The following is a 21,209-nucleotide window of genomic DNA, read 5'->3' as shown; positions in this document are numbered from 1 at the left end:
AGTTATATTGACATTGAACGCCCTGCAACCCATGATAGCCCATAGGAGAGTGGAATTAAATACCTTAAATAATAATATTTTTATGTGCTTTTTAACTCAATATCAACACGAATTGAATAAGAATTCGATATGGCATGTGCTATATGATTTCACCATAAAGCAACCCATTGCTGCTTTATGGTGATTGTGGGGGGGCGTCCGGTAACGGTTATTTATCAAAAAATCATGCCTCAATTTTCATATTTATTGTCATTGACGAATAAGGATGAAATTCAGGTAAGTGGCTGACAATTTGACCATTGTCATAGTAATGGTGAGCAATTGATGGAAATAGCGCTTCAGGTACGGGATGCTTAGCGTTAGGATTGTGAAACATAGATAATCCCTCACCCCATGTTTCGTTAGAATTAGTGGTAACTGTATAAGCAAATTGCTTGGGGAGAAATGCGTTAGGATCATGATCATGGCAAGTACCAAAGCGATGCATGATAATATTTTCAGGGCCATAGCCAGCCTGTCGACCAATGCGATTAAATTTTGATATTGTTCCACTTGATGAGAATAACACCGCACTGATGTTCTCAGCTTCATCCTGGAAAAAATAACCAGAGGGTATAGTTTTATTTCCTACTTGATGTTTTTCAATTTTCAAAGGTGAGATAATTAGCTGGCCATCTTTATCTCGGGTAAATTCATGCTTTACACCATAAAGATAACTTATCAAAGCATTTGAGCTCCATTGCATAGATTGATCATCATGGAAGTCAGCAATTGCGAATATAAGTGCATTTCCCTTTACATGGTCAAGCTTCCAGTATTCTTTTCTGAGCTTGCTAAATAGAGGGCTACCAAATTTAATAGGCATTTCATCTTTGAGCTTTTCCTTTATCTCTGATGGAGTTAAAAACTTTGGTTCATCTTGAAAAAAAGATATTGGATTACTTTCTTTTCTACCAACAATTACTGCTTCGATTGCTACTTTGATTCCATACTTTTGAACTAAGAAATCCGGGGCATGATATTCTCTATCTAAAAAAAGCTGCTCTTCATTGAGATATGTATTTAGGTATAACTCCCAGAGTCGGGCGTCAAAACCTGAGCTTTGAAACTGCTCAACAAAATTACCATCAATATCAGTATAATGGGGCATTAATTGATTTATTATTGCCTTGGCTGGTATAAAAGAATCTTCTTGGGCTAATTTGGCAAAGTATGGATGTTGCTTTGCTACTGGAACTACAGGAGTAAATAAATCTAAACCTTTGCTTTCATCGCCCTGAGGGAACGTTCTCTCCCCTTTTCCAGCATACCATTTGATACCACCATGTACCCAAACTCTTGCTTCTTCTTGGGTTGGTATTGATGCCTTAACATCGAAAGCGCGGAACCTGTCCCCCTCATCTCTCCCTAAAATAATTCCAACAAAATCGCTATCTATTGTGTCTCTGAGAACAATACCCAATACAATTTCGTCGGAATCTGCGTACCATTCAAGTTCCTCACTCATGTATGCTGCTGCAGGGCTTCTTGACTGTGCAGCTAATGCATTGAATCTTTTTATATCTAAGTTTTTTATTACTATTTTTTCCATAACAGCACTCCATTGATAAACTAACAACAATAAGAGATTTTTACTTACTTCTTTAATTTGGGGTTGACTTGAAGTTATTTATTAATAATTTTCCATCAAGGATATATATAGTTATCTCATCTTGATCCATAAGGTGTGTTAGTACGTTAAATCCATCAAGCTTGTTTTTTAATAGTGAAAATATTTTCTCATTAATTTCTTTAACGAAATTAATGTGTTCGGCTAGGTTTTTTTCTAATTCTTTTCGGTCATGGCCAGTTAAATTTAAATCTTCATCGATGATGTTTTTTTGTTCCATAGTGAAGCGTTCGAAAGCACATAACCGGTATTTCATAAGTTCTTCTAGCTTGGTTTGGATTCTATATATGAAATCTTTGTGTCTTTGAATATTGCTATCGGAAAAGTTACCGCTAATAACAATTTCACAAATTCTGCCAGCGACTAATCGTTCAAAGACTGCGAATACAGGATGTGTTAATACGTTATTTATAAAAAAACGATCAGGATAAAATCGTTGGCCGTTGTTGCTATTGTAATAATGGTTGTAACCGGTAGAATAGTATTCTGGCTCTGATTGCAAAAGCTTTGCGAATTGTATTCTTTGTGAAGCATACAGTTCAAAACAATCGTCATTGTTTTTAACGATTCGCGTTAAATAAACATCCCTCATCGAACGATCTAATGAAATATCAGGTATGCTTCTAAAACTATCTACTATTGTTTCAGAAATTCTTTCAAATCTGGCTTGTTCCTCGATAATTTGGTGGTTTCTTATATCAGTAAAGAGTTGAGATATATAGGATAGACTGGCTTGAATAGAACTATAAAGACTTATGCCTAACAATGTGGGCATAAGTTCATTTTTATTATCTATTTCTATTTTTTCTAAACCTGCCACATCACTAATTTTACCTTTCTCTATACAAGTAGTAGTGAGCAATCCCTTTAATTCGCCACTATTAATGGCCATTAAATCTCGAGATGAATCTTTCTTAAAGACAACTTTATAAATATCGTCTTTTTCAGAGTTTTTTGTGCTCAGTGCTAGTTTATCATTAAAAGCAACGATAAAAGATGATCCTGAGGCCAAAACTGGATTCGGGATTAGTTCCTTGAGCATTGGGTTGTTATCAAATATAACTTGGATATTCTTTGGTAAGTCTGACATACCCATTCCTTCTTGAGTTTTGGCGTTCATTGGGCCGAAAAATCCGTTTTTAAACATAGGGTTTCCGGACATTGATAATGTTCACGTAATGAACTTACTGTGCTTTTTACTAAGTTACAACAATTTATAGATAAAAATTGACGTTGTAGTTTGATATAGATACGAGAAAGCCTTTGTTATAAATCAATTTGTTTTTGTTAGCATATACCCGTAATTATCCCAGTTACTTGTATGTTGGCTTTCTTCTTACCATTCCTGTAACTTATTGACATTGAAACATTTCATTTCTGCGATCTTCCTTCAGATAAAACCTCTTGCCGCCCGTCAGCGATCGCAGTATCTTTCCCATGCATCTGCAAAATCAGATGACGGGATTGACCTCCTGAAACACTTCACTGACGACACAAGGCGCGTCTGCGCTTTTTTGTGCCGTGCGTTCTGCTACATCTCAATGGTGGGCCGGACGGGGGCGTCGCGAGACGCGCCGGTGTCAGTGAGGCCGGTAAGGTCAACCTCGTCCGGTTCCACCGCCAATGAGATTGACCTCTCTAGTGGTGGGAATAACTTGCTACTCACTGGAGGTTGCCTTATGGCTACGACCCCTATCCAAACTGACCTGTCATCCGAAAAACCTGTTAAAACCCAGCGGCGCTACACCGTCGGCTATCTTCCCGGTCGGGGCGATGCCAGCACACCTTCTCTACACCTGAGCGGAAAATGGCTTAAGGACGCCGGTTTTGAAACCGGAACCGGCGTTACTGTGAAGATTGCCGGAGACTGCATTGTGCTTATCCCTGATAACGACGAAATACATGAGCTGCGTAAGCAACTTCAGCAGATAAAGCAGGCCTTCATCGGGCTCAAAGGAGAGGTTGAGGGGTAACGCCCCACGAAATGCCGTGTTGACTGGAATCGTAACTGCTCGCCTATGGGCGGGCAGTTTTCCATGACGAACGATCGCGAAGAAAACACTTACTGGTTACTATAGATATCAGGTAGTTATTAGTGAATAAGTGGACGAATCTGCTTGCCATTACTCCGTGTGTGGTTTATTTTTGAACTGTACATAAATTGGCTAAGGAGTGCATATGGCAGAAAAGGCTATATATTTTTCTAGCTATAACGAGATAGAAAAGCGGGCATCTTTCAATTCTGAGCAAGAAATTAGTCCAGATAATTTTAAATCACTGGTAGGAATGTATCGTTTTGATGAGAATGTGATTTGTCAGGTTCGCACAAAAAAAGGAATTTGCCATCAAAAACACAAAAATGGCTGGCTTGGAATAACTAATGATGGAGTGGAAGCCCTTATAGGAGGGCATTGCGCTTCAGAATATTTTAAAGCAGATAATTCATTTAGGTTAGAGAAAAAAAGAGTTGAAAGTGAGATTGAACGGAGATTAGCTGTAGAAAAACTTCGCGGATATATTTTTGGTGAAAAAGATTACCCTAATGAAGTTGCATGTCTCAGGACTAATCTTATTTCTGCAAGAAAGATTCTTGATAGTTTTTATAAATCATTCCCTAATTCTGTTTTACGATTTATAGATGATGCCCAGAGAAATCAAAACTGGATTATTAATGTAGATGTTGGTACTGAAATACAAAGAACTATCAAAAAAGATGGTGAGGAAGAAGTTATCACTTTCTATGAATGGACTCCCGATACTATTGGTCGACTAAAACCCATTATTCCTACCAGAGATATAATCAGTTTAATTAATAAAGTCAAGGAATTAGCGGAATCATATGGTGAGGTTTGCGCCCAAAATATTGATGATATAAAAACACCAAAGCTAAAAAAATATGTTGAGAGGCTTTCTGAAAAAGAGGATTATGCAACTCTTTATGATAAATATAAAGCTTTGATAGAGGATTTTATCAAACCTGGAAATCTGGATTCATTAATATACGTATGTGATGATGAAGAGGAACAATTTTTGACAGTGAAAGCGATCATGTCAATGACTGGAGCAAAGGTATCTTCGGATGGTCATATAAAATTGCGTTTGCGTCGTATACATGATCGCTATAAACAACAGTTCAATGGTAAAAAAATTAGGAAAAATCAAAAATCTTCTCTGTATAAACATAGGTGATTTTTATTATATCGGTACTCTTTAATCGAGTGCCGATACATTGATTTAAATTGATTTATATTAGGTATTTTAAGTGTATAGGTAAGTGCAGTGTAGTGCGATTTTTGTCAATTTAAAATTTGGTTTTGAATGATGTTGAAATAACCTTAATTTTGAGTGATCGCACAAAAAAATCAATCATTATATTAATAAGGTAATAATACATGGCACTTAAAGCCTTCCCCAGAGTTAAAGTAAGAAAAGATTATAATGGTAAGGTTGTGGCAATAAAAAAGAAGCTATCAGGTTATGATGACGCTTCTTTTATAACGATGATGTACGATCATTTTCAAACCATTTTAAAACCAGAACTTGGGATTTCTTCTAATTTCCCATGGTGTTGCTTCTTAGCATTAAAATGGAAATTATCGGAACCGCTTAAACGAAATGTATCTCCAATGAATAAAAGAGATTTCATCGATATTGTTAATAGGATATATAATCTTCAGAATGAGGTTTCTGGTTTTTTTGATGATAAGAAGGTACTGCTTAGTCTCAGGCGTATGATCATTAATCAACAGCTGTATCAAGCTCCTATGAAACTAGAGTTAAATACACTAGCAAGACAATACTATTGGTATTGTAATTATGATGGTGGCTATTTTGATAAGGTTTTCCAGGAAACGCATGGAATAACATTGGAATCTTATTATAAAATAAGTGCTTATTTTGCAATGATGTCATGTATTGATAATGGTAAAGAGTCGGAATACATTCCAGTTAGGTTGTATTTAATACATTTAATTCCAATGTTTGGTACTGATATTGTGAAGAAATACCTAGACTTAGTTTCAGTGAAATGGAATGAACTGAGAGGGTTTATGTCAGGGTTCAAAGATATAAAACAACGAGAAAGTGAATACTACCTTGACCCGCCAATGATGATGAAACCTTTTATTTTGATAGATGAAGGATTAATCATATTAAGCAAACATCTCCTGAGAGCATCTCTGTCCTCTTTGGTTCCAACTTTATTAAAAGATAAACATGGTTCCAGTTATAAAGATAGATTTGCGAAAGTAATGGAGTCATATATTGGTTCGATATTAAACGAATTACCATCAAAAATTATTTCCGAAAAGGAAATTATCAGCATCTATAAACAAAATGAAGTACAGTCAAAAACTGTCGATTTTATTGTTAGAGAGGATGTAGGTACTGTTTATATTGATTCCAAAGCGATAGAGCCTGATAAAATAATAAAGCACTCCAATTCTGCTAAATCTATCAAGGAAAGGTTGGCAAATAGTTTCATTAAAGGTGTGATTCAAGGTATGGATTGTGCTTATAATATGAATGAAATAGATAAAAAAGAAAAATGTATAAAGGACTCTTTGATTATTATCACACACATGGATCATTATATTCCTACAGGTAAGATGATAGAGGATGTGCTGGATGGTTCATTTTTTGGTATGTTTGAAAATAAATATGGTGAATTACCTATCAACAAAAACAGAATATACTATATGACAATCGATGAGTTCGAGTTTATGATTGAGGTCTGTTGTAATAAAAATGTATCAATAACGTCGATTATTGATAGTTGTTCTGATAATGATGCGGCAACGAGTTCTCAAAAATTTAATGTTATGATGCATCTTCATCAATTATCTCCAGAAGGAATTTCTGACAGAAAAGTGATTGTTGAAAATAGAGATTACTTATTCGACGACTTGATTAATTCCATGCAAAAGTCTTCATCTTTGTGGGATGGTCGTGTAAAAGAGTACTTGGCAGTAAGAAAATATCTTCAAAGCTAATATAGTTAATATTTTAACCCCATGAGAGAAAAATCTTCAAAACCCAATTAACAGTTCTTTACTGCCTTTTATCCCACCCCAACGCACCCTGTCGCTTTCCCCACACAGGAGTGCGTTATGCAACGACTACTCATCATAATTGCATCACTGGTGCTGGCCGGGCAGGCCTGTGCCGACGTGGTTTTGTACACCGACCGCCATCACCCTCCGCTAGATAACGATCCGCAGGTCACGGTGGTCTGGCTGGATGCGCCGGACACGGCGCAGCAGCAGATTTTCGGCAATCTGGCGCTTGAGCCCGACAAAGCGGAGCGGCAGGCAAAGGTGTTGCCTCAGTCGCCGAACTGGGCACGTCAGCAGGCGCGGATCGTCGATGCCTGGCAGGGCGTACTGAAGGCCTGGCAACTGGACATTCGCAAGGTGCCCGCCGTGGTGTTTGACGATCGCGATGTGGTGTACGGCACCACGGATATTCAGCGTGCGGCGGCGCTGCGCGCAGGGAGCAGGCCATGAAGCATCGGTTTGCTTATCCACTGGCCGCGCTGCTGATGGCGGGAAGCGCCGTACCCGCATCCGCCTCGCTGACCACGCCCCAACTTGTCGCCAGCGCCGCGTGCCCGGACTGCATTGACTATCGGGTAGTGGGTGTTTGTTACTGGCTGCTGTGTACCCCGTTTGGTTGCAGCGTCAAGACGTCGGTAAAAGTACGTCACTTTATCCCGCAGGTGGTGGTGTCGGCCTATCGCCAGCCGGGCGATAACCCGTGGCGTGAGGTCGCGATGCTGAGCCGCAGCGCATTAGGCGGGCTGGCTGACGGTGGCGGTGAGAATCAGCAAAAGCGCGGCCAGCGTAAAGACAATGTGCGCTACCGCAGCGTGGACGCGATCGGCCATCCCGCCGCCAGCCTTATCGGTCAGCAGACCTCCGGCTATTCCTGCAAGGGAGCCGCCACCGCTTGGCAGCCGTATTTCCTGAGCAATCTGGATGCGCTGATGTGGCGCACCGGTTTGCCGGAAAGTGTTTACCCGGAGGCGCTCACCCCGGGGCGGCGGGAAATCGGCGCAACCACTGCCGGGAACATGTGGGGCAACGTCTATCCCCGTTCCGGCTTTGTCACACAGACGGACGACTATAAGGCCGCTGCCGTGACGGCTCAACGTGCGGCAGACATCATTACCCGCCCCGGGCAGATCCACGTTTATCGGACGCTGAAGGCCAACGCTTCCGCTGGCTACTGGCCGCCCGATCCGGTGACGGAAAACACCGGCACCCGCAACCATAAGTGGCAGCGCCTCGCTCCGAAGGTGTCCATGTCCTGCGCCGCGTTTCCCGACCGCGCGTTTTCCTATGCCGAAGACGGCAACTATGCTTGGGCGCTGTGGCAGCCCTTTGCCTGCTGCAAAAAGCGCGGCCAGACGTTTCTTTTCAGCACCGATATTGGTGGCTATTAACCTCAGGGAGTGACCATGATCAGAATGACGATGTTTCAACGCATGTTTCTCGCCAGCCTGGTGCTGTGCAGCGCTTCAGCCAGCGCGGTGGATTTACCGGCGTTTTCCATGAACAGCTCAGGCAATGACACCAGTCGTCAGGTGCAGGGCGGTATTAACGACGATCTCTATTACGCCATCGGCGGCGGGACGGTGGTGTCCAACCCGCCCAGCGGCAACCGGCTGAATAAAATTGGCATGGGCGTTGGCTGGAATGCCGACCTGATGTGTGGAAATTTTGACGTCAAAACCACGGTAAAAAATCAGCTCAACGGCCTGACCAGCGGCTTTAAAGACATGATGGGGGACGTGATCAGCAGTGCGACCGGCGCGGTCGCCAGCCTGCCCGCGATGGTTATCCAGCGCGCCAATCCCGGCCTGTACGAGCTGTTAACCAACGGCACGCTTCAGGCCAACGCTTACTTTGATAAGGCGCAGTTGAACTGTCAGGCCATGTCGAAGAAGCTGGCGGATCACACCCTGTCCGGGCCGTGGGTGCAGGCCGCCGTTGGGGAGGAGTATCAGAACGCCCTGAGTGGGACGAGCGACGCGGTGAAGGCCGATCAGCAACTGAGCAAATCAACGGGAACCGAGGGCGTCTCCTGGGTCGGCGGCAAAAAGCGTGGCGGTAAAGGGCAGGCCGCGATCCGGCCAACGCACGATATTGCCAGGGCCGGGTACAACATCCTCAATAAGCAGGCGGCGGACAGCAGCGCATCCATTAGTGAAAGCGCCTGTAACGGCGCGCTGTGCCGCAAATATAAAAACGGCGATGAAGCGGCTCAGGTGGTCGCCAGCGTGTTAGGCGATCGCTCTATTCGCACCTGTAAATCCGGCAATGAGTGCGCCAGCGGCGGGCTGGAGAACGAACCCGGCACCACGACGCCGGGAACCGGCTTCACGCCGATGCTCGATGAGACAACCCAGAAGAATTACGAGGTTCTGGTCGAGCTGGTGAACGGTTCATTGCCGGTCAATGCGGCTAATCTGGCGAAGCTGAAAACCGGCGACCTCACGGTGACGCGCGGCGTTGTTCAGGCGCTAAAGGATGACCCGGACAACACCGCTCTGGTGCAACGTCTGGCAAGCGAGCTGGCGATGGCGGATACGGTGGCGACCGCGTTCGGTATGCGCCGGATGCTGACCGCCGGGCAGTCGGAACCTCACGTTGCGGAGCAGCAGGAAGCGCTGACGGAAGCCGAGCGCCGGCTGGAGTTTCTGGACCGGGAAATTGTGGCGCTGAAGAACGAGATGGAGCTGCGCAAGCAGATCAGCAACAACACCATTGTTACAGCGCTGTCGCGACAGACCCAGCGCGGCCTTGAGAACAGCGCCCGCCAAAAAAATCCCGATGCCGATGAAGCCGTACAGCAGCTGGGGACGGAGGTGGCGCCATGATGGTTTCCGGAAGAAAGATACTCTGGCGCAGCATTCGCCTGAGCGGGAAAGTGTTACTGGCCATCGTCGGCTCGCTCGCTCTGGCGTTAGGGATCAGTTGGCTGGGCGTTCGCTATGCCGGAAGCCTGACGGCGTTTCGCGTCTGGCTGGATGACGCCGCCCCCTGGCTGCTGGTCTGGCGATTGGCGTTGTATGGGCTGATCGCCGGGCTGTGGTTTCAGCGGGTGCGCCTCTGGTTGCTTCAGCAAACCGGCAACCTTGCCGCCGTTCGCCGCATCGAGTGGTTGATGGCGGGGATGACGCTCATGGTTGAACTGAATATTTACGCGGGGAGCTGACGATGAGTGCCGACAGCTATCTGGAGTACTTCCTCATCCTACTGGGCTGGATCCTGAATAACGCCATCTGGAAAACGCTGCTTTCAACCGGCCTGTTTGCGTTGCCTATTGCGGGTAAAGTGGTGGCGACCTGGTTACGAACTCGCGAAGAGGGGGACGATGAGGGCAATAAGGGCACGCTGGCGCTGGTGCGCATCGAGCACGTTATTTACGTGGCCTTCGTTGTGCTGATGTTTTGCGTGACGCCGGTCGTTAATGTGGATGTCAACACCATCAAGTTCAATAAGGAACGCAGCGCCCAGTGCGGCGTGAACATCCCGCTCCCCCAGAAGTCGGGCTATGCCACGCTGATTAATGACTTTGACGGTAAAACGGCCATGGTACCGGTGTGGTGGTACATGATCCACAGCCTGTCAAAAGGCGTAACGCACGCGACGATCGCCGGTATTCCCTGCGGTGATAACCTGCGTCAGCTACGTTTCGACGTGCAGCACACGCAGATAAAGGATCCGATCCTGCTGGAAGAGGTGCAGGACTTCGCTAATCAGTGCTATGCCAAAGCCTATTTCCGGCTGAAGTCGACCAACGCCCAGCTTTCGGACGCGACCATTAATTCCGTCGGCTGGATTGGCTCTGACTACTTTCTTTCGACGTCAGGGTATTACGACTATTACACCTCCACCAAACCGCGTTCGCAGTGGCCCTACGATGCGAATCGGGATGATGGTTATCCCGACGTAGGGCGGGGCGGTTACCCTACCTGTAAGCAGTGGTGGAACACTCCGACCGTCGGTCTGAAGACGCGGGTGATGTCCAGCTACAATGACATCACGACTCGCGCGCTAAAGAAGAAGTTTGGCAACGAGTGGGAAGAGATCGCGTTGCGCTGGGTGGTCAGCCCGAAAAATGCCTCGCTCTCCGGCGACGGCGAAACCTATATGATGGGGAATAACGCCTCGGCGGGTACATTCAGCTTTGTGTCCAGCGCGCTGGGAAGCCTGGGCGTCGCTGCCGGGCAGGTGGTGGCGCTGCCCGGATTCGATATTCTCAAATATACCCTGCCGATGGTGCAGGCGCTGCTGGAGATGGCGCTGGTGATTGTCATTCCTCTGGTGCTGATGTTCAGCGTCTATTCGCCCAAGGCTGTGGTGACGGTGTCGTTCGCCATGTTTGCCCTGATGTTCCTGACGTTCTGGTGGGAGTTTGCGGGCTGGCTGGATGACCGCCTGATCGACATCGTCTACAGCGGGCTGGATAATGTCGACGGCGGGAACCCGGTGCCTTTTGCTGACTTTGCCGGTTCAACGACGGACGGCTGGGTGATGAACCTGGTGATGGGAACGATGTATCTGGTGTTTCCGGCGTTCTGGATTGGTGCGCTGAGTTGGGCGGGAATTAAGGTCGGTGGTGAAGTGGCGGGGTCGCTGCAAAAAGGCGCAGGTAAGGCGCAATCAGCAGGAGAAAAAGGGGGCGAGGTTGCGTCAGACGTCGCCGGAGCTGCGATGACAAAGGGAAAATCGATGATGAAATAACCGTCGGCCAGAAGTACCTGTTCATTATTCAGGGTGCTTCTGGTTATTTATCGTCTGATTGGCTGGGGTCAAAAGTACGATTCCTCAGACCTGTTTCATCATAATAGCCATATCCTTCCGAGCCATCCCGATAGCCTGCTTTTGTTATCGGGGTGTGCTTAGTGGAAATAGACAGCGCGCCGAACGCAAGAATCGGAAGCGCTTTGACGATTTCTATGGCCCCAATGCCGATGCTTTTGGCGATTTCGGGAATATCGCCTTTCTTGACTTTGTGGCTGTCGGAAGACGGCGGGCGAGAGAGGATCTCTTCAATATCCTGCGGGTTAAACTTTTCTTCACTCATCAAATCCATCCCTGATTTATGGCCGTGATATTGTCCGATGCTAACGCACGGGGTGCTATTGTTCAACAAGTCGCCACATTCACAGGCCGTCCGTTATCCACAAATCCACATGAGACTAAGCCAGCGAACCGGCCACCATCAAAGGGGCCGGTGAGTGGCAGCGGTCGTCGTTCGCCAGAACGACGATGGCGATTGTGGGGTTGTGGGTAACGGTGTAAGGATGGTCAGATTTTTGAACGCGTGTGGCGATGAACGGGATTTCCGACCTCATCAAAATAACGGCTGGGCCAGATTATTTCCGGTGAGATGCCCATCGCATCGGCAATAAGCTTCTCGCCTTTCGGCCACGGGCGGAGCAGCGCGTTTGCCAGCGTGGAGCTAGACAGGCCTGCACTTCGTGAAACGGCGGCAAGTGATGTTCCTTTCTTTTTGAGCCCGGCGATGATGTCCGCCGGATGCCAGTCTTGTAAGTCCATGTTCTTCGTTCCGTAACGTTATCGAGTTACTGATTATCCTGTTTTGGGATAATCATGTAAATGGCGGATATTCGATTTTGGGATATAACGCGGAATAGCTGCCATGTCATCAATATATTCATCTGAATATCAACTTGTTATAAAGAATCTTCGCGAGATAAGAATAAAGAAAGGCATTACTCAGGAAAGACTGGCGCAGGCGTTGAAACGCCCACAATCTTTTGTTGCCAAGGTGGAAAGTGGCGAAAGAAGGTTAGATGTGATTGAGTTTGCCTATATCGCGGGGCTGCTGGGGATTGAACCGGCTCCGCTGCTACAAAAGATTCTGGTAAAGGTCGCGCCGCTCTGATGGTGGAAGTGCTTTTACCTCTTTGACCACAAGCGGTGCGACCAGTTGCCATTAGTGGTGAAAGCGAACGGTTTAAGACTATTTTTTCTTACTTTTTTTGATCTCAATAACAATGGCCGTGGCGGTGTCGATAATGGCAACGGCAATGTTTCTTATCATTCCCCAGAATATATCGCCGAGATCATCCAGTATTGATGTGCCTGTAAAATCTTTTACGGTGCCGCCACAGAAAGGGCATAAGGACTTTTCCGATTCACCTTTGTAGGTGACTAAGCGAGGGATTATTTGGCGGGCGCAGTGGGGGCACTTGATTTTGTTATCCGGAGCGGTGTGCTCAGGCTGCGAAAGAATGGTGATTTCAATCGCTTTTGGCCCTTTGGGTCCGGTGGCCGGGGTAAATGTGACCTGAGAGCCAGTGGCGGGCAGAACAGCGCCGATAACATCTCTGACGCCAAAGAAATAATCCTGATTACCTTCTGCGGTAATAAAGCCATATCCCTTTTCCTGACTAAACCACTTCACCGTTCCTTTCATTCGAGCCATCCATGCTGTTCGTTTATAAACCAGCTGACATCTTATTCTGCGGGCTTTGTTGAATAAATCAGATTTCGGGTAAGTCTCCCCCGTAGCGGGTTGTGTTTTCAGGCAATACGCACGCTTTCAGGCATACCTGCTTTCGTCATTTTGTTCAGCGCTCGTACCAGGGCCATAGCCTCCGCAACCTGACCATCGTAGTCACGCAGCGTCAGTGAACCCCCGAACAGCTGTTTTACCCGGTACATCGCCGTTTCCGCTATCGAGCGACGGTTGTAATCTGTTGTCCATTTCCACCGCGCATTACTCCCGGTCATTCGCTGATTAGCCACTGCACGGTTACGGTCTGCATATTCACCGGGCCAGTAACCCGCACCTTTTCGGGGCGGGATAAGCGCGCTGATTTTCTTACGCCGCAGTTCATCGTGACAGAGCCGGGTATCGTAAGCTCCATCGGCGGCGGCTGACCTGATTTTCCGGTGGGTTTGCCGGATTAACCCGGGGAAGGCCTCTGAGTCCGTAACGTTGTTCAGCGACAGGTCAGCGCAGATGATTTCATGTGTTTTACTGTCAACTGCCAGATGCAGCTTACGCCATATACGACGGCGTTCCTGGCCATGCTTTTTGACTTTCCACTCGCCTTCACCGAAGACCTTCAGCCCGGTGGAATCAATTACCAGGTGTGCGATTTCACCCCGGGTGGGCGTTTTGAAACTGATATTAACCGACTTTGCCCGCCTGCTGACACAGCTGTAATCCGGGCAGCGTAGCGGAACGTTCATCAGAGAAAAAATGGAATCAATAAAGCCCTGCGCAGCGCGCAGGGTCAGCCTGAATACGCGTTTAATGACCAGCACAGTCGTGATGGCAAGGTCAGAATAGCGCTGAGGTCTGCCTCGTGAAGAAGGTGTTGCTGACTCATACCAGGCCTGAATAGCTTCATCATCCAGCCAGAAAGTTATGGAGCCACGGTTGATGAGGGCTTTATTGTAGGTGGGCCAGTTGGTGATTTTGAACTTTTGCTTTGCCACGGAACGGTCTGCGTTGTCGGGAAGATACGTGATCTGATCCTTCAACTCAGCAAAAGTTCGATTTATTCAACAAAACCTATTCTGCGGTATCGTTTCGTTCAACGTCTGCATGTTGATGAACGGGGTAGATGCAGAGGAGGGCGGTGTACTGTGTTATTGGCTAATAATTCTTACGTTATTTGTTGGTTCTTCCACTCCTTATCTGGCGCGCGAGTAGTTTGCCTTCACTGTCAAAATAGCGGCTGGGCCAGATTATTTCCGGTGAGATGCTCAGCGCATCGGCAATAAGCTTTTCGCCTTTCGGCCACGGGCGGAGCAGCGCGTTTGCCAGTGTGGAACTCGACAGGCCTGCGCTGCGTGAAACTGCGGCAAGCGATGTTCCCTTCTTTCTTAGCCCGGCGATGATGTCTGCCGGATGCCAGTCGTTGTTTTCCATGGTTTTATCTCCAGTATGCGAATCCATATTTAGTAACTCTAAAGATAATTAATCTTAAGGAATGCTAAAGATACTGTCAATATATTGATTGATGGTAACAATATGATTCCTAAACGTTTGAAGGATGCCAGATTACGCGCTGGGCTAACTCAGGAAAAGTTAGGTGTAATGGCTGGGATTGAAGAGGCTACGGCATATTCACGTTTGTCCCATTATGAAAGCGGAACGCACAAGCCTTCATTTGAGCTGGTTTGTAGTTTTGCAAAAGTGCTGGATGTGCCAGAGTGCTATTTTTATACCGTTGATGATGAGTTTGCTGAAGCGGTGTTGGCTCTTTATCAGGGTTTTAAAACTGAATCGTAGCCGAAAAAAGTAAAGCCAGAATAATAATTCTGGCTACAGGCAGACAATTCTTATCCTTTGTTTTGAACGTTATTTTCGAAAAAAGTATCCCATTGTTGTGCATTGTCGCTGTCTAAAACGACACAGATCTTGGTCATATCTTTTAGTTTTTTTGCGTTATCTTCATTATCAGAGGAAGTGATTAAATCATAGTTTGTTCCATTAATTTCCCTTTTGAAGGAACCAACGCTATCTGGACAAATCAAATTTTTATTCCCGGCGGAGAACATTCTTATCCCGTAGATAAAGAAGTCTGGTCCGATTTTATCGGTTGTCGACGTCTTCCATGTATTCTGTGGGAACATATCTGGCTTGTATTTTTCTCCATCTATTAGAAAATAATGATTTTTATTATCAATGACTCCGATAGAGTAAAGAGAGCTATTCATTAAGGTAGTCGTTACATTGGGGAACAGAAGGGACGTGATAGTTATCGTTATAATGACTGCTATAGATAAGTTTTTTGCTAATGGAATGATGCTTTTGCTTTCATTGTTTGATGATGTGTTTTTTATATTGCGATAATAAACTATTGCGGGAAGAAAAGATGATAGAGCAAATGCGATCATGAAAGCCAGTGCTATGAGTAGTGATGTGGTTTTTTCCCCAGTGCTGTCTTTTAATAAAAATGTAATGGGGATGGCAATTGATAATGTGGCGAATACTGTAGTAAATGTTTCTATTAGTGCTTTACCGACATTTTTAGCTATTTTAAATAAATCGTTGTTTTTGAAATCACCACTGTACCATGAAATAACCAAGAAAATGATAAATGATATTACTGCTATTATGATAAAGATTAATGATGCTGAAGGTGGTGATATTATTTTTGTTATAGATGGAATGTGTGGAAGAAATGTTAACATCAAGAATAAAGTAGAAAACCCCCAACCTAACCATGGTATAGATATTGGTTTGTTAATTATATTAGGAAACATTGAGGAGTGAAAAATGAGTATCGAACTGGGTAGGATGAGTGTTATGGCTATTGCGAGAGATAATACTACAGCGGATATTAATAAAGATACTAATCCGATATTAATGGAAAAGGAATCTATCAGTAAATCTAGTCTGCCGATGTTATTTAAATAACTCCATACCATTAAGCCTGACAAAATTGTCAGGTAAGGAATTAGTTTAACGACTTTCTTACTGATTTTCTGGAAAATTTCTTTTAATTCTTCGGTTGTGTTATCTGTCATAATGCATCCTTTCAAATGTAAATTATAAATATTATGAATAACTAAAAAGTGTCTTGTTGGCAATAAAAATAACGGCTAGTATAAAAACGCTGTAACGTTGCTACAGGCAACACCCAAAGCCACCATGACCTGTAAGGTAGCGCTGAAATAGCGGTCAAACCCAAGCCCGTTTAGCCTTTGCCAACGAGCGTCGCTACCCGCGATTAAGGCACTCTCTTCATATCAGCGCCTCCACGGCGTTCTCTTTTTCGAGCTGAAAAGCTCATCCTCCAGGCAATGAGTGTTATTCATTTAGCCAGCTATCGTTGCCAACGTTTGCGTGTCGTCTGCTATGCCATTTGGAACATTTGGCATCTGCTACGGCAGGCATTTAGCGGCAGAAGGTTGCGCGGCGTCACTTGTGTCAGAGCGTTAGCGATACCAAGTGACGCGCGCAGCGCGCAACCCACGGGCCCAGACTATTCGGCCTTTAACAACATCCTCTACGCTCTGACCGACACGTAGTACCGGTTGGCGAATGTGCCTTAAGGGGAATAATCAGGATGTTTTTTCATCAATCGACGTTAAAAACGGGCCGAACCCGTTTGAAAACGTCCACCACTAAAAAAGGAGAAAGATCGACTCGGTATCGACGGCAGTGCCAGCAGAAACTGGCAATGGAGGCGGCCTGACAGTAGTCAGCATGGCGTTAGCCACGAGCAGCTCAGAGAGCTGGGGAGCCTCGTAAGAACTCAACATTTCGCCGCCCCGATGCACAGATACCAGTCGAGCCGCAGGATGCGCAAAATTAACCGTGTCGTCGGGGTTGAGATGCACAGCTTTAAAACGGTTGGGGCTTACCTTTGCTCACGCAAGGCAAAGGTAAGCCTGACAGGGAGTACGTGTTTATAACCAGAGGTCTTGATGTCTAAATTGAGTAAAAGCCTGTCGACGTTGGCCCGGCAGGCCGGGGGCAGTTTTAAAACCGTGGCTGACAGAATGAAAATCGCCGATCGCATGGCGGAGAGAATGCTGAATCTGAATATTCAGATCCGGGACGTCAGGCATATTAAAACTCATCACGTTGAGCTGTATATTCGCAGCCGTCTGGCGGAAAGCATTTCAAAGCGCACGTTGCAGAATGAAATGGCGGCGCTACGGGCGATATTTAACGTAGCCGGAAGGTCGAAACTGGCCGATCCCGCCCATGAGTGTTTAAGCAATAGCGCGCTTGGGTTGTCCGGGGCCAGTCGTGACGGAACGAAGGTGGCTATTTCCGACGAGCGTTATCAGGCCGTATTTTCTGTAATTAAGATCAAGGATGAAGGCGTCGCGGCTGCGGTGCAGCTTTCCCGCTGCCTGGGGTTAAGAACGGAAGAGGCCGTGCAGTCAGCCAAGTCATTGCGTACCTGGCAGCAGGCCTTATTACGCGGCGATGAGCGCGTACGAGTTGTTTTTGGCACCAAAGGCGGCAAGCCCAGAGATACGACGGTTGTCGATCGTGAGAAAACGCTTCAGGCCGTGAATCATGCGCTTAAAATAGCAATGAATAATAACGGCAAGCTGGTCGATAAACCCAATCTCCATTCCGCCATCGATCGCTATCGGAATATCGTTAAGGACGCAGGGCTAACGGGAAAGATTTCTCCGCATAGTTTGCGCTATGCCTATTCCCGCGAGGCGACGGAATATCATATGCAGAGAGGTTTTAGCAAAAAGGAAGCCGAAGCGTTGGTTTCTATGGATTTGGGGCACGGGGACGGGCGCGGGCATTATGTGGCGCGAGTTTATAACAAAGGAGAGCCTCATGACGATTAGCCTTTTATAAAATATACGAGTGTATTTCATTGAGTAATTTTGCTGCCTCTTCCTTGGTCGCTCCCGGGAATAATTTGGCACAAACGCTATGTAATCTTGGCTCTATTGCGCCATTTAATATTCTTTTTTGATGTCGAAATATAACATGTAAGTGTTCATGCAGTTCTATATACAACATATAAAATTCGAGTAATGCAGCGTCAGCACTACAGAATACAAAGCGATGTTTAAAATTTAGTGTTACAGAACTACCGTCTGGATGTTTTACCTTACCATTATTGGCATCAGCTTCTGCAATATATTTCTTCTCGCTGCTAATAGATATTAGAACTAATGTAATGATCATTAGGTCGCTGATAACATTATGAAGCTTTTGTTCTAAAGGTTCTTGCTTGTTAACTTTTAACAGTTTGTCTATGAAATGTCTTCCGCGTCCTTTGTATAAATGACAAAATACAAGCAATATCAGAAGCGGGTTCATCTTTGATGGGTGCTCTTTTGAAATGCTGTGCGTTAGTTCTATGATTTTCTCTGCTTTTTCAGTTAGGGTTTTATCTTTTAGAATCTCAATGGATTGCGCGAGGAATTTATATTCGGCATTAATGTGTGATTCATACTCGCCTTTCACTGCATAATAAAAAGATTCTATCTTTTCCCTGTCTACCCGATCCTCCCCGAATGCTAGTCCTATCTTCTCGGATGATTTTTGATATTCTTCAATATATTCTTCATGGGTCGGTAATCGCTTGTTCTTTCCTTCCATTGCCGAAAGAATGACAGAGAAACGGTAATGCTTTAATGATGAGAATTTGTCTTTTAAACTATTACTGGTTACAGGGCTCACGACGTTTCTGTCGAGAAATATGATGCCCATTCCATTCTTAAATTTACGTGTTTTAAGAAACGTATCTAAAGAAATAACGCCATCTCTTGCCATAAAGCTAATAGAATTTTCCATCTCACTTGTCCCTTTTTATAACTCACCACATAGCTGCTTGTTGTTTTTTTATACATGACTGGTTTAGAATCGTAACGCCTAATCGTTGTCTCTGACAACACCCAAAGCCTCCACGACCTGCAAGGTGGCGCTTACGGCGGTCAAACCCAAATCCATTTAGCCTTTGTAAACGGATGCCGCAAACTGCGGTGAAGGTACTCTTCTTAATACCTACGCCTTTTCAGGCTCATTCCTGCACTGAACGTCGCTTACGCAATGAATAAGCGTGGTTAGTGCATTCTACTCACCCAATGGGAACATTTTCCCGTTGGGGACGTGTTCCCTTTTTACTGTAAGGAACACAGATGAACACCTATGAAATGTTATCCATCTCGATTACGTCTCCCGCCTGGGAAGCTGCGGTCGACTTTTCCAGCTCTGTTGAAAGCGCTATCGCCAGCCAAAACCGGTTGGTTAAGGAAGCGCTGAACGTCTGGGAGCATCGGCAGAACAGTGAAACGGGGCAGGTGACGTTCCAGCTGATCGTTTTTACTCGTACTGGGGGAAGCGTCACTGCACACATCGAGAAATTTACGGTTAAGCGCGTTGGCTGCTGCCTTATGGTGTCATTAGCCACCGCCTGACACTAACTCTTTTCATCATCCCGGAGGGAAAACACCCTCCAGGCGTGTTCTCCCTCCGCTTTATTCAGGGAGATACCCATCAATGACAGATTTCACTATCACACAGGTCGATTTTGATCGCCTGCTCGATCAGAACGATGAAGAACAGGCGGTACGTCTGTTTTGTTTTGAACAATTACTTTACCGCTGGGCAGACCGGCTAAGCTGCGAGTATCAGGGCGGGCTTTGGCTGGGGATGAAGTTATCCAACGGCGGCTTTTATGCTTATCCGGCCACGTCTCAGAACTGGAGCATATCGGCGGAAAATTACTATCAGGGCACGATGGACTCCGACACGTTTGGTATTACGGCTTCGCTTTACGCTCTCTGCGAGCTGGCGAACCGTACTGAAGCCGATGAGGACATCGAAACCTATTATGCGTTGCGCAATTACGCCTTAATGCATTCATGTACTAACGCCATTATGGCGGCCATTGACTAAAGGTTATTACTGACCGTTAACGTAATAAACGCTGCCCGAAAGGAACCACTCCTTCGGGGGCGTTCTCCTTTCGGTATGACATCGCAAGGAGAACACCATGATCGCGTTATCGTTTGAGCCACAGCCTGTTGTTCAGGATCTTTATGACTTAGCCAATGCAGAGGGGGAGCTGTTATCCGTTGCCGCCAAAATGCGTTTAGGAATTGATGAGGAACGCGATGAGGACGGTTTTACCGATAACGAATATGTCCTTACCGACATTGCTTATCAGCTGGCGCAGGCTTTAGTTTTTGGCCGTTTTACTCATTCAGCCAGTGAACCGTTATTACATGACGTTCTGGCGCTTGGAGAGAAGGTGAACAGGGAAGCCTGGGCTCATTATTTCTATACCGGGAACGCAGATGCAAAGTGCTCTCTGGCACTGGAAGCGATAGGATATTTATAGCCTTCGCATAATCCGTTTCACTTCTTTTTACTGAACTTACTTCCCCGGAGGGAGCTTCTCTCCCCGGGGAAGCTGTCTCCGGCAATTATTGAGGAGATATCTATGCTGCGTTTTTATGGTTCTGACCTGAAGGCCATCGTGACGGAATCTATAACGACCGATAAATCTGTCGTTCTGGCTAAGGATCACGGCGTTTATTTGATGGTTGACGGCGGTGAACAACGCGATGATGGCCGGGTAAGGCATTTGGCCTATGCTGACGGCTGCCATCCCGATCTTGACCCGGAATGGGTCTCGATGGCCCGCATACTGGTCGGCGGCGATAGCTTTGAAGAAAGGATACCGCTGACGGAAGGCGGGATCGTGGACATCATCACCAAACCCTACCAGCTGTCCATTATGCTGAAGGCGCAGAGGCTGGCGATGTTCATTACCGGCTGGCAAAACTGTGTACCCGTCGCGGAGTACCGTCATCTGACGGACAGAATAAACGTTATGGCTCAGGCACACTTCACTGCCTGCCGAAGCCAGAAAGAGCTGAAAAGCTGGCGCATGATGGCGCAGCGGCTGCTTGTTGACGTTGCCGTTGTTGGCTGCAAACGGGCAAAAGCTGATGACCATCACTGTTTTCTTATCGCATGCAGGCAACTGCAAAAGCAGTTCGAGCGGGTAACGACCGAAGGCGTTATTCAGGCCGTCGCCATTTGAACTGAC

The 21,209-nt window shown here is 46.0% G+C and carries 25 protein-coding genes; 16 read left to right on the top strand and 9 right to left on the bottom strand.

What is annotated here, in order from left to right:
• Positions 1 to 49: 49 nt before the first annotated feature.
• Positions 50 to 184, top strand: coding sequence for a hypothetical protein (locus KPHS_44970; protein YP_005228797.1), 135 nt, complete (start codon positions 50 to 52; stop codon positions 182 to 184).
• Positions 185 to 223: 39 nt separating this feature from the next.
• Here KPHS_44970 and KPHS_44960 read toward each other — a convergent pair whose 3' ends face one another.
• Positions 224 to 1,591, bottom strand: a complete 1,368-nt coding sequence (locus KPHS_44960; RefSeq protein YP_005228796.1) for a hypothetical protein — start codon at positions 1,589 to 1,591, stop codon at positions 224 to 226.
• Positions 1,592 to 1,643: 52 nt separating this feature from the next.
• Positions 1,644 to 2,759 (bottom strand): hypothetical protein, encoded by a 1,116-nt coding sequence (locus KPHS_44950; RefSeq protein ID YP_005228795.1) that lies wholly within the window; start codon positions 2,757 to 2,759, stop codon positions 1,644 to 1,646.
• A 589-nt stretch (positions 2,760 to 3,348) separates the two neighbouring features.
• Here KPHS_44950 and KPHS_44940 point away from each other — a divergent pair.
• From KPHS_44940 to KPHS_44870, 8 genes are all read left to right on the top strand, one after another.
• Positions 3,349 to 3,642 carry a type I toxin-antitoxin system SymE family toxin gene (locus KPHS_44940; protein ID YP_005228794.1) on the top strand — a complete coding sequence of 98 codons (294 nt, stop codon included), beginning with the start codon at positions 3,349 to 3,351 and terminating at the stop codon, positions 3,640 to 3,642.
• Positions 3,643 to 3,847: 205 nt separating this feature from the next.
• A complete protein-coding gene (locus tag KPHS_44930) occupies positions 3,848 to 4,858 on the top strand; it encodes a hypothetical protein (protein ID YP_005228793.1) in 1,011 nt (336 codons plus the stop codon).
• A gap of 203 nt (positions 4,859 to 5,061) precedes the next feature.
• A complete protein-coding gene (locus KPHS_44920) occupies positions 5,062 to 6,660 on the top strand; it encodes a hypothetical protein (protein ID YP_005228792.1) in 1,599 nt (532 codons plus the stop codon).
• A 117-nt stretch (positions 6,661 to 6,777) separates the two neighbouring features.
• Entirely contained in the window at positions 6,778 to 7,173 is a 396-nt protein-coding gene (locus tag KPHS_44910; RefSeq protein ID YP_005228791.1) for a TIGR03757 family integrating conjugative element protein, read from the top strand.
• On the top strand, positions 7,170 to 8,111 hold the full coding sequence (locus tag KPHS_44900) for a TIGR03756 family integrating conjugative element protein (RefSeq protein ID YP_005228790.1): 942 nt from the start codon (positions 7,170 to 7,172) through the stop codon (positions 8,109 to 8,111). Before KPHS_44910 ends, KPHS_44900 begins: the two co-directional genes overlap by 4 nt.
• A gap of 15 nt (positions 8,112 to 8,126) precedes the next feature.
• Positions 8,127 to 9,548: an integrating conjugative element protein gene (locus KPHS_44890; RefSeq protein YP_005228789.1), complete on the top strand. Its 1,422-nt coding sequence runs from the start codon at positions 8,127 to 8,129 to the stop codon at positions 9,546 to 9,548.
• The gene (locus KPHS_44880) at positions 9,545 to 9,886 is read left to right on the top strand and encodes a hypothetical protein (RefSeq protein ID YP_005228788.1); all 342 of its coding nucleotides are present in this window, start codon (positions 9,545 to 9,547) and stop codon (positions 9,884 to 9,886) included. The genes KPHS_44890 and KPHS_44880 overlap by 4 nt, the downstream gene beginning before the upstream one ends.
• Positions 9,887 to 9,888: 2 nt before the next feature.
• Positions 9,889 to 11,418, top strand: coding sequence for a conjugal transfer protein TraG N-terminal domain-containing protein (locus KPHS_44870; RefSeq protein ID YP_005228787.1), 1,530 nt, complete (start codon positions 9,889 to 9,891; stop codon positions 11,416 to 11,418).
• Between the two features lie 43 nt (positions 11,419 to 11,461).
• On the opposite strand, the gene KPHS_44860 is transcribed toward KPHS_44870, so the two are convergent.
• Both KPHS_44860 and KPHS_44850 read right to left on the bottom strand, forming a co-directional pair.
• Complete coding sequence (locus KPHS_44860; protein ID YP_005228786.1) at positions 11,462 to 11,761, bottom strand: hypothetical protein; 300 nt, start codon at positions 11,759 to 11,761, stop codon at positions 11,462 to 11,464.
• Positions 11,762 to 11,985: 224 nt separating this feature from the next.
• Positions 11,986 to 12,237, bottom strand: coding sequence for a transcriptional regulator Nlp (locus KPHS_44850; RefSeq protein ID YP_005228785.1), 252 nt, complete (start codon positions 12,235 to 12,237; stop codon positions 11,986 to 11,988).
• Between the two features lie 103 nt (positions 12,238 to 12,340).
• On the opposite strand from KPHS_44850, the gene KPHS_44840 reads away from it, so the two are divergent.
• Entirely contained in the window at positions 12,341 to 12,586 is a 246-nt protein-coding gene (locus tag KPHS_44840) for an Xre family transcriptional regulator (RefSeq protein ID YP_005228784.1), read from the top strand.
• 78 nt (positions 12,587 to 12,664) lie between these two features.
• Here KPHS_44840 and KPHS_44830 read toward each other — a convergent pair whose 3' ends face one another.
• From KPHS_44830 to KPHS_44810, 3 genes are all read right to left on the bottom strand, one after another.
• Positions 12,665 to 13,120: a cold shock protein gene (locus tag KPHS_44830; protein ID YP_005228783.1), complete on the bottom strand. Its 456-nt coding sequence runs from the start codon at positions 13,118 to 13,120 to the stop codon at positions 12,665 to 12,667.
• 107 nt (positions 13,121 to 13,227) lie between these two features.
• Positions 13,228 to 14,196, bottom strand: a complete 969-nt coding sequence (locus KPHS_44820; RefSeq protein YP_005228782.1) for a transposase InsC for insertion sequence IS903 — start codon at positions 14,194 to 14,196, stop codon at positions 13,228 to 13,230.
• 130 nt (positions 14,197 to 14,326) lie between these two features.
• Positions 14,327 to 14,587, bottom strand: coding sequence for a transcriptional regulator Nlp (locus KPHS_44810; RefSeq protein YP_005228781.1), 261 nt, complete (start codon positions 14,585 to 14,587; stop codon positions 14,327 to 14,329).
• Between the two features lie 168 nt (positions 14,588 to 14,755).
• Here KPHS_44810 and KPHS_44800 point away from each other — a divergent pair, with 168 nt between their 5' ends.
• Positions 14,756 to 14,950, top strand: coding sequence for a helix-turn-helix transcriptional regulator (locus KPHS_44800; protein ID YP_005228780.1), 195 nt, complete (start codon positions 14,756 to 14,758; stop codon positions 14,948 to 14,950).
• 50 nt (positions 14,951 to 15,000) lie between these two features.
• On the opposite strand, the gene KPHS_44790 is transcribed toward KPHS_44800, so the two are convergent.
• Complete coding sequence (locus KPHS_44790; RefSeq protein YP_005228779.1) at positions 15,001 to 16,191, bottom strand: hypothetical protein; 1,191 nt, start codon at positions 16,189 to 16,191, stop codon at positions 15,001 to 15,003.
• Between the two features lie 903 nt (positions 16,192 to 17,094).
• On the opposite strand from KPHS_44790, the gene KPHS_44780 reads away from it, so the two are divergent.
• Entirely contained in the window at positions 17,095 to 17,988 is an 894-nt protein-coding gene (locus KPHS_44780; RefSeq protein YP_005228778.1) for a DNA-binding prophage protein, read from the top strand.
• A gap of 4 nt (positions 17,989 to 17,992) precedes the next feature.
• Here the strand turns inward: KPHS_44780 and KPHS_44770 are convergent, their stop codons facing one another.
• Positions 17,993 to 18,946: a hypothetical protein gene (locus KPHS_44770; RefSeq protein ID YP_005228777.1), complete on the bottom strand. Its 954-nt coding sequence runs from the start codon at positions 18,944 to 18,946 to the stop codon at positions 17,993 to 17,995.
• Between the two features lie 344 nt (positions 18,947 to 19,290).
• Here KPHS_44770 and KPHS_44760 point away from each other — a divergent pair, with 344 nt between their 5' ends.
• The 4 genes from KPHS_44760 (at position 19,291) to KPHS_44730 (ending at position 21,203) form a co-directional block, all read left to right on the top strand.
• A complete protein-coding gene (locus KPHS_44760) occupies positions 19,291 to 19,569 on the top strand; it encodes a hypothetical protein (protein ID YP_005228776.1) in 279 nt (92 codons plus the stop codon).
• 82 nt (positions 19,570 to 19,651) lie between these two features.
• A complete protein-coding gene (locus KPHS_44750; protein ID YP_005228775.1) occupies positions 19,652 to 20,050 on the top strand; it encodes an antirestriction protein in 399 nt (132 codons plus the stop codon).
• 97 nt (positions 20,051 to 20,147) lie between these two features.
• Positions 20,148 to 20,495, top strand: a complete 348-nt coding sequence (locus tag KPHS_44740) for a hypothetical protein (protein YP_005228774.1) — start codon at positions 20,148 to 20,150, stop codon at positions 20,493 to 20,495.
• Positions 20,496 to 20,597: 102 nt separating this feature from the next.
• Positions 20,598 to 21,203: a DUF3085 domain-containing protein gene (locus tag KPHS_44730; RefSeq protein ID YP_005228773.1), complete on the top strand. Its 606-nt coding sequence runs from the start codon at positions 20,598 to 20,600 to the stop codon at positions 21,201 to 21,203.
• The last annotated feature ends 6 nt before the right edge of the window (positions 21,204 to 21,209 follow it).

The organism is Klebsiella pneumoniae subsp. pneumoniae HS11286 (assembly GCF_000240185.1).
GTDB classification, from domain to species: Bacteria; Pseudomonadota; Gammaproteobacteria; order Enterobacterales; family Enterobacteriaceae; genus Klebsiella; species Klebsiella pneumoniae.
The sequence above is the reverse complement of the archived record's forward strand: the minus strand, read 5'-3'. Positions and strand labels throughout refer to the sequence as shown.

Coding starts and splice junctions, on each gene's coding strand:
- KPHS_44960 (YP_005228796.1), bottom strand. CDS start 1,591: ATGGAAAAAATAGTAATAAAAAACTTAGATATAAAAAGATTCAATGCA.
- KPHS_44950 (YP_005228795.1), bottom strand. CDS start 2,759: ATGTCAGACTTACCAAAGAATATCCAAGTTATATTTGATAACAACCCA.
- KPHS_44940 (YP_005228794.1), top strand. CDS start 3,349: ATGGCTACGACCCCTATCCAAACTGACCTGTCATCCGAAAAACCTGTT.
- KPHS_44930 (YP_005228793.1), top strand. CDS start 3,848: ATGGCAGAAAAGGCTATATATTTTTCTAGCTATAACGAGATAGAAAAG.
- KPHS_44920 (YP_005228792.1), top strand. CDS start 5,062: ATGGCACTTAAAGCCTTCCCCAGAGTTAAAGTAAGAAAAGATTATAAT.
- KPHS_44910 (YP_005228791.1), top strand. CDS start 6,778: ATGCAACGACTACTCATCATAATTGCATCACTGGTGCTGGCCGGGCAG.
- KPHS_44900 (YP_005228790.1), top strand. CDS start 7,170: ATGAAGCATCGGTTTGCTTATCCACTGGCCGCGCTGCTGATGGCGGGA.
- KPHS_44890 (YP_005228789.1), top strand. CDS start 8,127: ATGATCAGAATGACGATGTTTCAACGCATGTTTCTCGCCAGCCTGGTG.
- KPHS_44880 (YP_005228788.1), top strand. CDS start 9,545: ATGATGGTTTCCGGAAGAAAGATACTCTGGCGCAGCATTCGCCTGAGC.
- KPHS_44870 (YP_005228787.1), top strand. CDS start 9,889: ATGAGTGCCGACAGCTATCTGGAGTACTTCCTCATCCTACTGGGCTGG.
- KPHS_44860 (YP_005228786.1), bottom strand. CDS start 11,761: ATGAGTGAAGAAAAGTTTAACCCGCAGGATATTGAAGAGATCCTCTCT.
- KPHS_44850 (YP_005228785.1), bottom strand. CDS start 12,237: ATGGACTTACAAGACTGGCATCCGGCGGACATCATCGCCGGGCTCAAA.
- KPHS_44840 (YP_005228784.1), top strand. CDS start 12,341: ATGTCATCAATATATTCATCTGAATATCAACTTGTTATAAAGAATCTT.
- KPHS_44830 (YP_005228783.1), bottom strand. CDS start 13,120: ATGAAAGGAACGGTGAAGTGGTTTAGTCAGGAAAAGGGATATGGCTTT.
- KPHS_44810 (YP_005228781.1), bottom strand. CDS start 14,587: ATGGAAAACAACGACTGGCATCCGGCAGACATCATCGCCGGGCTAAGA.
- KPHS_44800 (YP_005228780.1), top strand. CDS start 14,756: ATGGCTGGGATTGAAGAGGCTACGGCATATTCACGTTTGTCCCATTAT.
- KPHS_44790 (YP_005228779.1), bottom strand. CDS start 16,191: ATGACAGATAACACAACCGAAGAATTAAAAGAAATTTTCCAGAAAATC.
- KPHS_44780 (YP_005228778.1), top strand. CDS start 17,095: ATGTCTAAATTGAGTAAAAGCCTGTCGACGTTGGCCCGGCAGGCCGGG.
- KPHS_44770 (YP_005228777.1), bottom strand. CDS start 18,946: ATGGAAAATTCTATTAGCTTTATGGCAAGAGATGGCGTTATTTCTTTA.
- KPHS_44760 (YP_005228776.1), top strand. CDS start 19,291: ATGAACACCTATGAAATGTTATCCATCTCGATTACGTCTCCCGCCTGG.
- KPHS_44750 (YP_005228775.1), top strand. CDS start 19,652: ATGACAGATTTCACTATCACACAGGTCGATTTTGATCGCCTGCTCGAT.
- KPHS_44740 (YP_005228774.1), top strand. CDS start 20,148: ATGATCGCGTTATCGTTTGAGCCACAGCCTGTTGTTCAGGATCTTTAT.
- KPHS_44730 (YP_005228773.1), top strand. CDS start 20,598: ATGCTGCGTTTTTATGGTTCTGACCTGAAGGCCATCGTGACGGAATCT.